This is a genomic window from Collinsella sp. AM28-11LB, assembly GCF_003469895.1.
Taxonomy (GTDB): domain Bacteria; phylum Actinomycetota; class Coriobacteriia; order Coriobacteriales; family Coriobacteriaceae; genus Collinsella.
In genome coordinates this window covers 86,842-96,583 of sequence record NZ_QSKJ01000010.1, presented here as the reverse complement: position 1 = coordinate 96,583, position 9,742 = coordinate 86,842, and the positions used below count along the sequence as shown (strand labels likewise).

The following is a 9,742-nucleotide window of genomic DNA, read 5'->3' as shown; positions in this document are numbered from 1 at the left end:
CCGAACGAGTCCCCATACCCTCGTTCGGCCAGACGCGCCGTCGCTGTTTGCGTTTGTGCCGTATAATGACCGTTACCTATGACGCGATACAAAAGAAAGGTGTTTGCCCATGCAGGCACAGAAGGCGGAGGGAACCCGCGACCTTATCGGCGCCGAGATGCGCGCCTGGCAAAAGATGCAGCAGATTGCGGCCGGCGTGTTCGAGCCGTTTGGTTTTAAACCCATCGAGACGCCCGCGATCGAGCAGGTGGATGTGTTTGTCCACGGTATCGGCCAGTCGACCGACGTCGTGCGCAAGGAGATGTTCCGCGTGTTCAGCGGTGCCAACCTGGAGCGCGTCTTTACCGAGGGCACCGACACCAAACTCAAGCCCAAGCAGCGCCTGGCACTTCGCCCCGAGGGCACGGCCGGCGTGGTGCGCGCCGTCGTCGAGAACAATCTGGTGCCCCAGGGCTCCACGCCGTTTAAGGCGTACTACGCCGAGGCCATGTTCCGTGGCGAGCGTCCCCAGAAGGGTCGTCTGCGCCAGTTCCACCAGGTGGGCATCGAGTGGCTCGGCGCTCCCGATCCGGCGGCAGACGCCGAGTGCATCATCATGCTCATGGAGTTCTACAAGCGCCTGGGCTTCGATCTTTCCAAGCTTCGTCTGCTCATCAACTCGATGGGTGACGCCCAGTGCCGTCCGGCTTACCGCGAGCAGGTTAAGCAGTTCATCCTCGATCACGCCGACGAGATGTGCGATGAGTGCCGTGAGCGCGCCGAGCTCAACCCGCTGCGTGCCTTCGACTGCAAGAACGACCATTGCCGCGAGATCATGGCCGAGGCCCCGCTGATGGGTGACAACCTGTGCGACGAGTGCCGCGAGCACTACGAGCAGGTCAAGCGCTATCTGGATGCCGCCGGTATCGAGTATGTCGAGGATCCCACCTTGGTGCGCGGCCTGGACTACTACACCCGTACCGTCTTTGAGGTCGAGGCCCCTGGCGCCGGCGTCGGCTCCATCGGCGGCGGCGGCCGCTACGACGACCTGGTTGAGCTCGAGGGCGGCAAGCCTACGGCCGGCGTCGGCTTCGCCGTCGGTTTTGAGCGCGCCCTGCTGGCCTTGCAGGCCTTTGGCAGCGACCTGGGTGCCGATGAGGCCCCGTGTGTTTATGTCGCCAACGCCGGCAAGGAGCTGCGCCAGAACGTCTTTGCCATTACGCAGGAGCTTCGCGCCGCAGGCATCGTGACCGAGGCCGACTATCAGGGCCGTTCGCTCAAGGCCCAGTTTAAGCAGGCCGATAAGGTGGGCGCCAAGCTCATCCTGGTCCTGGGCGGCGACGAGCTTGCCGCCGGCAAGGTCAAGGTGCGCGACATGGAGAGCCATGACGAGGTACTGGTCGATCTGGCCAACGTCGTCGAGGCGGTTCGTGAGCGCCTGTAGCGCATCTTTTTGAGCTGCGGACCCGCTTGAGTGTCCCGTTCATTGCGAGCGATTGTTACGGGGGTGTTTCGCATTTATGCGGAATGCCCCCGTTTGTGTATGCCGTCCACCGAGAAATACGACCATTTAGGGCAAAAACCCTTGCAATGCAGAAAATACTTTTGTGTGGTAAAGCGCAATCAGTGTCGAAAGTATTTCTCAAGCGCCTATAATGAATACCGCATGTTACGTGCATAGAAGGAGGAATGGGAGGAAACGTGGCTGAGAACCTAAGCAACCAGTCTGTACCCGAAGCCGCGGCGCGCGTCGCTGCCGTGGTCAACCGCCTCGTTAACCGAATCGGCTCGAATGCCGAGTCCAGGGAGCGTCTCGCCGAGATCGAGATCCCCGAGGAGCTGCGCGACAATCTGGCGTTGTTCCTACGCCTGGAGCGTCGTGTGCTTAGCGAGTATGATCCCGAGATCGCGGACCTGTTCGACAAAATCCTGTCGGCCGAGATTGTGGCCAATGCCGGCAACCCCGGTACCCGCGCTGCCGACGAGGCCGTCGACGAGCAGGGCGTGCCCACCGCCGACGAGCCCACCGCCGTGGCGTTTCGCGAGGTCGTCGATCTGATTGACAGTCTGCCGCTCGATAAGCAGCAGGTCATCGTTCGCGCCTTTACGAGCTTCTTCCACCTGGCAAACCTGTCGGAGGAGAACTACCGTGTGGCGCAGCTGCGCGAGCGCGAGGCCGGTGCGTCGACCGATACCGAGGTCGATCCCGCCAACGAGCTCACCGTCGCCTATCACCAGCTGGTGAATGAGCTGGGTGTCGAGGGCGCCAATGAGCTGCTCGGCAAGCTTGAGTTCCATCCCGTCTTTACCGCGCATCCCACCGAGGCCCGTCGCAAGGCCGTCGAGGGCAAGATTCGCCGTATCTCCAACCTGCTGGAGGAGCGTCCGCGCCTGGGCGGCTCCGACCTGGTGGAGAACGAGCGCCATATGCTGCAGGAGATCGACGCCCTGGTGCGTACGAGCCCCATCGCGCTCAAGAAGCCCACGCCGGTCGAGGAAGCCGATACCATCATCGACATCTTCGACAACACGCTGTTCGACGTCATCCCCGTCATCTATCGTCGCTTTGACGACTGGATGCTGGGCGACAAGGCCGGTACCGTGCCGCCGCTGTGCCCGGCGTTCTTCCATCCCGGCAGCTGGATTGGTTCCGACCGCGACGGTAACCCCAACGTCACCGCCAAGGTGAGCCGTGAGGTCGCCGCCAAGTACTTCACCCACATGGTGCTCAAGCTCGAGGACAAGTGCCGCCGCATCGGCCGCAACCTCACGCTCGAGGCCACCTACAGCAAGCCGTCTGCCGAGCTCATCAACCTGTGGAACCATCAGGTCGAGATGAGCGCCCAGTACACCGCACGTGCTGAACTGATCTCCGAGCACGAGCCGCATCGCGCCGTCATGCTCGTCATGGCCGACCGTCTGAACGCCACCGTGCGTCGCATCACCGACACCATGTACCACAGCGCCGATGAGTTCCTGGAGGACCTGCGTGTCGTCCAGCGCTCGCTGGCCGCCTGCGGTGCCGTCCGTGCTGCCTACGGCCCGGTCCAGACCATCATCTGGCAGGTCGAGTCCTTCGGCTTCCATATGGTCGAGATGGAGTTCCGTCAGCACTCCGTGGTGCACGCCCGCGCCCTCAAGGATATCCACGAGAACGGTATCCATGGCGACCTGCAGCCCATGACGCGCGAGGTCATCGATACCTTCCGCGCTATCGGCTCCATCCAGAAGCGCTACGGCAAGAAGATGGCGCATCGCTACATCATCTCGTTCACCAAGAGCGCCCAGCATGTGGCCGACGTCTTTGAGCTTGCCCACCTGTCCTTTGCACACGAGGAGGATGTCCCCGAGCTCGACGTGATCCCGCTGTTCGAGCAGCTCGAGGACCTCGAGGGCTGTGTTGACGTGCTCGATCAGATGCTCACGCTGCCCGTGGTGCAAAAGCGCCTTGCCCAGACCAACCGCCGTATGGAGGTCATGCTGGGCTATTCCGACTCCTCCAAGGATGCCGGTCCTACCACGGCCATGCTCGCGCTGCACTCCGCGCAGGAGCGCATCGCCAAGTGGGCCGAGAAGAACGATATCGACCTGGTGCTCATGCACGGTCGCGGCGGTGCCGTGGGCCGTGGCGGCGGCCCGGCCAACAAGGCCGTGCTGGCGCAGCCCAAGGGTTCGGTCAACTGCTTCTTTAAGCTCACCGAGCAGGGCGAAGTCATCTTTGCCCGTTACGGCAACCGCACGCTGGCTCAGCGCCATGTTGAGTCCGTTGCTGCCGCAACGCTTTTGCAGTCGGCCCCGAGTGTCGAGAAGACCAACACCGAGACCACGCAGAAGTTCTGGAATATGGCCGAGAAACTCAACGCAGTAAGCCATGAGCGCTATCTTGACCTGCTGAACACCGAGGACTTTACACCGTGGTTCTCGACCGTGACGCCGCTGACCGAGGTCGGTCTGCTGCCGATCGGCTCGCGTCCCGCCAAGCGCGGCTTGGGTGCCAAGTCGCTTGACGACCTGCGTACCATTCCGTGGATCTTTAGCTGGAGCCAGGCGCGCATCAATCTGGCCGCTTGGTACGGCCTGGGCACCGCCTGCGAGCAGCTGGGCGACCTTGACCAGCTTAAGGCTGCCTACCAGGAGTGGCCGTTCTTCCGCACCTTTATCGACAACATCGAGATGTCGATCGCCAAGACCGACCAGCGCATCGCCAAGATGTATCTGCACCTGGGCGATCGCCAGGATCTGTCCGAGAAGGTCTTTACCGAGATGCAGCTCACCCGTAAGTGGGTCCTTGCCATCGTCGGTGACGAGTGGCCGCTGCAGCGTCGTCGCGTGCTCGGCTGCGCCGTTCGCGTGCGCAACCCCTATGTTGATGCCCTGTCCATCGCCCAGGTCCGCGCCCTTCGCGAGGTGCGTATGAACCAGGACGAGATGGCCGAGGAGAAGAAGGCCGAGTACATGAGCCTGATTCTTTCGACTGTGACCGGCGTCTCGGCAGGACTCCAAAACACGGGGTAATCGATAGCCCTGTAGTCGTCCGGGCCCGCCATTAGTTTACTTTTAGGCACGTCCTCGGACATGCAAGAAGCCCTCGCTGCGCACTTCGTGCGGCGAGGGCTTCTCGCGTCCTGCGGAGTGTGCCTAAAAGTAAACTAATGGCGGGCCCTACGATGTCCGGTCTTCGGCGGATTACTGCTGGGGAAAAGATAGCGCGCTTCGCGCACTTTGATGGGGTTTCGTGCTGCGGAATGCATTCAGAGGGAAACCCATCGGGTCCCTTCGTCCTCGGTCTTCTGGAATTAAAGCTGAGGAGAAGAATGGCGCGCTTCGCGCGTTTTGGATGGGGCCTGTCCCGGCGGCGCGTTTGGCGCTTCGCGCCTCGCGTCTTATCGAATGGGATCGAGATGCATTTGGCGCTTCTCGCCTTACGACTGTAGCGGCCGCGGTTCCCTTTGGGATCGCGGCCGTTTTGTTGTAGGTCAAATATGAACGTTGTGTTAATGAGTCGGTGGACGGTGGTGTTTTTCGGTGAACGGCGTATCCTTCCAACGGTTTGACTAGTGTGTCAGTTGAAAGGAAGAGGGCGCTCGTCAATGTTTGAATGTGAACTGCCGTTTGACCACAAGACGTTGCATCTGGAGCTCGAGGACAAGAACTTCGCGGGTGTGATGGAAGGTCATCAAAACGAGTTTAAGACTACGAAATCGCAGGAAAAACTGGTAGAGGAGTCGCTTGCCAACCCTTATGGCTCACCTTCGCTCGAGGAGCTTTGTGCTGGTAAAAAGAACATCGTCATCATCAGCTCCGACCATACGCGTCCCGTTCCCTCGCGTGTGACGATGCCTATTCTGCTGCATCACATTCATGCCGCTGCGCCCGAGGCTCGTGTGCGTATTTTGGTTGCTACGGGTATGCACCGTCCGTCGACGCACGAGGAGCTCGTCAACAAGTATGGCGAGGACATCGTTGCCAACGAGGAAATCGTTATGCATGTCGCAACCGACGACAGCATGATGAAGAAGATCGGCACCCTGCCTTCTGGTGGCGAGTGCATCATCAACAAGATCGCTGCCGATTGCGACCTGCTTCTTGCCGAGGGCTTCATTGAGCCGCACTTCTTTGCCGGCTTCTCTGGCAGCCGAAAGTCTGTCCTGCCCGGCATCGCCAGCTATAAGACCATCATGTACAACCACAACGGTCAGTTTGTGAACGACTCCCATTCGCGTGCCGGCAACCTGTGCCACAACCACGTGAGCGAGGATATGTTCGCCGCTGCCGAGATGGCTCACCTTGCCTTTGTGCTTAACGTGGTGCTCAACGGCAAGCACGAGATCATTGGCTCCTTTGCCGGTGACATCCACAAGGCACACGAGGCTGGCTGCGAGTTCGTGAAGAGCCTTGCCGGCGTTGAGCCCGTCGAGTGCGAGATTGCCATCACCACCAACGGTGGTTACCCGCTCGACCAGAACATCTACCAGGCCGTGAAGGGCATGTGCGCTGCCGAGGCCACGCTTCCCGAGGGCGGCGTGATCATCGATGTCGCCGGCTGCGCCGACGGTCACGGCGGCGAGGGCTTCTATCACAACATCGCCGACAACGATCCGGCGGAGTTTGAGCGTGCCTGCATCGATCGCCCCAAGGACGAGACTCTGCCCGATCAGTGGACGAGCCAGATTTTTGCTCGCATCCTGGCACATCACCCTGTGATCATGGTTACCGACCTGTGCGACCACCAGATGCTCAAGGATATGCACATGACGCCGGTTAACACCCTCGAGGAGGCGCTCAAGCTCGCCTTTGAGATGAAGGGTGCCGACGCCAAGGTCGCCGTCATCCCCGATGGCCTGGGTGTTGTCGTCGCCCAGCACTAGTGCGCGGCTTAAACGAATCGTTTGTAACCAATAAGAAAGATAAGGTTTTATGCTTACCAAACTCCTCTGCGAATTCGGCGCGACGGCCCTCATGATCGTCTTTGGCGTGGGCGTGCACTGCGATACCGTGCTCAAAGGCACCAAGTATCAGGGCTCTGGCCATATGTTTGCCATCACCACTTGGTCTTTTGGCATCTCGGTCTGCCTGTTTGTCTTTGGCGGCGCCGTGTGCATGAACCCCGCTATGGTGCTTGCCCAGTGCATCGTCGGTCTGGTGCCGTGGGGCAACTGCATCCCCTTCATGCTTGCCGATATGCTCGGCGGCTTTGTGGGTGCTGTGATCGCTTGGTTTATGTATGCCGATGAGTTCAAGGCTTCCGAAGGCGTCGTCGATCCCATTGCTCAGCGCAACATCTTCTCGACCAACCCCACCACCGAGGGTACGAACTATGCCCGCAACTTCTTCTGCGAGGCCATCTGCACCTTTGTGTTCATTAGCGCCATCCTTGCTGCTGCTAGCCGTGCTGGTGAGGACGTTCTGATGCTCGCTATCTGCGTCGGCCTGATCGTTTGGGCCGTTGGCATGGGCATGGGCGGCATCACCGGCTTCGCCATGAACCAGGCACGTGACCTTGGTCCTCGCATGGCCTATCAGTTGCTGCCGATTAAGAACAAGGCTGACAACAACTGGAAGTATGGCCTGCTTGTTCCTGGCATTGCGCCGTTTGTCGGTGCTATTGTGGCCGCGCTGTTTGTGCATGGCTTCTTGGGTATGTTCTAGTCGAAGACAATTGATATAACGTCCGGATCCGGCATAGGTTAACTTTCCGCCGCGTCCTCGGACATGCAAGAAGCTCCCGCTGCGCACTTCGTGCGGCGGGAGCTTCTTGCGTCCTGCGGAATGCGGCGGAAAGTTAACCTATGCCGGACCCTGCGGGAATCCAGTTGGATTGGAACAAGCAACCCAACATATATATCTGAATTTGGATGTGAGGGGCGCTTTGTTTTTGGGTGCCTTTACAAGAAAGTGTGACTTGGGGATGGAATGGGCGCTTTGCTGGAATGGCACTTTGGGGTGGGGTCTTACTTAGGTGAACAGGGGTTGTATGGCCGATAGGTAGTCTTTGGCTACGTTGGATTTGTTGGCTTGGAAGTTGTGCCAGGCCCACCATTGGACCATTCCTACGAAGCTTGAGGCTATGTGATGGAGGAGGAAGCTGCGGTCCATGGTGCCGGCTGGGCCTGTGGGATCGATGGGGACGGTTTCGGCCGCGAGCGACATGATGGTCTTGCGGAGGCTGTCGGCGAAGACGCGTGAGCCGGCGCCGGCTACAAGGGCCCTCACGCCCTGACGGCGTTCCCACAGGTTGCTAAGGATATGCTCGACCTGCACGAATGGGTCGTCGAGCGGTGTGCCATCGTCGTCGAGGGCGTGGGTACAGATGTCGCTCACGAGCTCGGACAGTAGGTCGTCTTTGCTCTTAAAGAGGCCGTAGAATGTCGCGCGGCCTACGTGAGCGCGCGCGATGATGTCGCCGACAGTGATCTTGCCGTAATCTTCCTCGCACAGGAGCTCGGAGAACGCCGCGACGATCGCGGCACGGCTTTTGGCCTTGCGGGCATCCATGGCTATGCGTCTGCGTGAACGAGCAGGCAGCGAAGCGTACCGGAGCAACCCTCGTAGGGGCGCTTACCGGCGCCGTAGCCGACGGCCTCGATGCGGTAGCGGGCCGGCAGGTGCTCGGACGTGCGCAGTGCGGCGACGATGGCGGCGCCCGTGGGCGTCACGAGCTCGCCGGCGACCGGTGCGGGCGTGAGGGCGATATTGCCTGCTTGGCATAGGTTGACGACGGCGGGCACCGGGATGGGCATAAGGCCGTGGGCGCAGTGGATGGTACCGTGACCCTCGGAGAGCGACTCAACCACGATGTCTTCAATGCTCAGGTCGTCGAGGCAGATGGCGACCGAGCAGACATCGACGATGGAGTCGACGGCGCCCACCTCGTGGAACATGACGGTCTCGGGCGTTTTGCCGTGTGCCTTGGCCTCGGCGGCAGCCAGCGCGGTAAAGATGGCGAGAGCGCGGCGCTTGGCACCGCCACTCAGCTGCGAGCCGTCGATGATGGCGGTGACGTCTGTCAAAGAACGGTGGTGATGGTGGTGGGCGTGATGGTGGCCCTCGTGGCCATGACCGTGAGCCTCATGGCCATGCTCGTGGCAGTGTTCGTGCTCGTGCTCGTCATGGTCATGATGGTGGTGCTCATGCATATGCTCGACAGCTGCTTCGTTGCCGTAGAGCCAGGCCATATCGTGATCGTGGTTCTCGAGCTCCTCTGCAAGCTGGACGTCGAAATCGCAGGCGTCGATGCCATGCTTGTTTACGCGCGTCACGGCGATCGTAAAGCCGTCGACCGGCAGCGTGGCGAGCTGTTCGCGCAGGTGCTCCTCGCTGGCGCCCAGGTCGAGCAGAGCCGCGACGGTCATATCGCCGCTGATGCCCGAGGTTCCGTCGATGATAAGCGTGTGCTGGTGGTTGGACATGGAATGCTCCTTAGCGGGCGCAGGGCGTGCCGGCGCTCAGATGATTGATAAGACTTGCCTGATAGGCGGCGCCAAAGCCGTTGTCGATATTGACGACCGAGACGCCGCTGGCGCAGGAGTTGAGCATGGCGAGCAGCGCGGCCACGCCACCAAAGTTCGCGCCGTAGCCCACGCTGGTGGGAACGGCGATGACCGGGCAACTCACCAGGCCGCCGATGACGCTTGCCAGGGCGCCTTCCATGCCGGCGATGGCGATGACCACCTGCGCCTGGGCAAGTTCCTCAGCATGAGCGAGCAGGCGGTGCAAGCCGGCGACACCTACGTCGTAGAGGCGATCGACTTCATTGCCGTAGAACTCGGCCGTCAGTGCCGCCTCTTCGGCGACGGGCAGGTCGCTCGTACCGGCGCAGGCGACGACGATGCGTCCGTTGCCGGTGGGGGAGGGCTTGCCGCCTACGAGGGCGAGCTGTGCGTCCGGGACATATCCCAGGTCGATGCCGTTGCCGAGAAATTCCGAGGTACGGGCGGCCTTTTTGGCGTCCAAGCGCGTGACCAGGATGCGCTCCTGGCCTGCATCGCGCAGCGCTTCGATAATGGCGGCAATCTGCCCGGCGGTTTTACCGGCGCCGTAGATAACCTCGCCGGCTCCCTGGCGTACCCCGCGTGAAAGATCGAGCTGCGCAAAACCCAGATCGGCGGTCGGAGCCGTCTGGATGCGCGTGAGGGCGTCGGCAGGGGTGACTGCCCCGCCGGCAACATCGCTCAGCAATTGCTCAAGATCTCGCTTATCCATATATATGTTCCCTTCGACGGCGCAAAGTCTAGCACTCAAAGGGTATATTTCCGAACACTAA

Annotated in this window: 7 protein-coding genes; 4 read left to right on the top strand and 3 right to left on the bottom strand. The window is 60.9% G+C overall.

Annotated features, from left to right (window positions below; all coding sequences use genetic code 11):
- Positions 1-109 precede the first annotated feature (109 nt).
- From hisS to larD, 4 genes are all read left to right on the top strand, one after another.
- The gene (gene hisS / locus DW732_RS08275) at positions 110-1,423 is read left to right on the top strand and encodes a histidine--tRNA ligase (protein WP_118099267.1); all 1,314 of its coding nucleotides are present in this window, start codon (positions 110-112) and stop codon (positions 1,421-1,423) included.
- 257 nt (positions 1,424-1,680) lie between these two features.
- Positions 1,681-4,494: a phosphoenolpyruvate carboxylase gene (locus DW732_RS08270; RefSeq protein WP_369831594.1), complete on the top strand. Its 2,814-nt coding sequence runs from the start codon at positions 1,681-1,683 to the stop codon at positions 4,492-4,494.
- A 575-nt stretch (positions 4,495-5,069) separates the two neighbouring features.
- A complete protein-coding gene (larA, locus tag DW732_RS08265) occupies positions 5,070-6,347 on the top strand; it encodes a nickel-dependent lactate racemase (RefSeq protein WP_117807847.1) in 1,278 nt (425 codons plus the stop codon).
- Between the two features lie 49 nt (positions 6,348-6,396).
- Positions 6,397-7,128: a D/L-lactic acid transporter LarD gene (gene larD / locus DW732_RS08260; RefSeq protein ID WP_117807845.1), complete on the top strand. Its 732-nt coding sequence runs from the start codon at positions 6,397-6,399 to the stop codon at positions 7,126-7,128.
- 306 nt (positions 7,129-7,434) lie between these two features.
- Here larD and DW732_RS08255 read toward each other — a convergent pair whose 3' ends face one another.
- Genes DW732_RS08255 through larB form a run of 3 tightly spaced genes read right to left on the bottom strand, consistent with a single transcriptional unit; the run spans position 7,435 to position 9,681 of the window.
- A complete protein-coding gene (locus DW732_RS08255) occupies positions 7,435-7,974 on the bottom strand; it encodes a TetR/AcrR family transcriptional regulator (protein WP_117798996.1) in 540 nt (179 codons plus the stop codon).
- A gap of 2 nt (positions 7,975-7,976) precedes the next feature.
- Complete coding sequence (locus DW732_RS08250; protein ID WP_117734676.1) at positions 7,977-8,888, bottom strand: LarC family nickel insertion protein; 912 nt, start codon at positions 8,886-8,888, stop codon at positions 7,977-7,979.
- A gap of 10 nt (positions 8,889-8,898) precedes the next feature.
- Entirely contained in the window at positions 8,899-9,681 is a 783-nt protein-coding gene (larB, locus tag DW732_RS08245) for a nickel pincer cofactor biosynthesis protein LarB (protein WP_117734675.1), read from the bottom strand.
- Positions 9,682-9,742 lie beyond the last annotated feature (61 nt).

Excerpts from the sequence above, each read along its gene's own strand:
- hisS (WP_118099267.1), top strand. The coding sequence starts at position 110 with ATGCAGGCACAGAAGGCGGAGGGAACCCGCGACCTTATCGGCGCCGAG.
- larA (WP_117807847.1), top strand. The coding sequence starts at position 5,070 with ATGTTTGAATGTGAACTGCCGTTTGACCACAAGACGTTGCATCTGGAG.
- larD (WP_117807845.1), top strand. The coding sequence starts at position 6,397 with ATGCTTACCAAACTCCTCTGCGAATTCGGCGCGACGGCCCTCATGATC.
- DW732_RS08255 (WP_117798996.1), bottom strand. The coding sequence starts at position 7,974 with ATGGATGCCCGCAAGGCCAAAAGCCGTGCCGCGATCGTCGCGGCGTTC.
- DW732_RS08250 (WP_117734676.1), bottom strand. The coding sequence starts at position 8,888 with ATGTCCAACCACCAGCACACGCTTATCATCGACGGAACCTCGGGCATC.
- larB (WP_117734675.1), bottom strand. The coding sequence starts at position 9,681 with ATGGATAAGCGAGATCTTGAGCAATTGCTGAGCGATGTTGCCGGCGGG.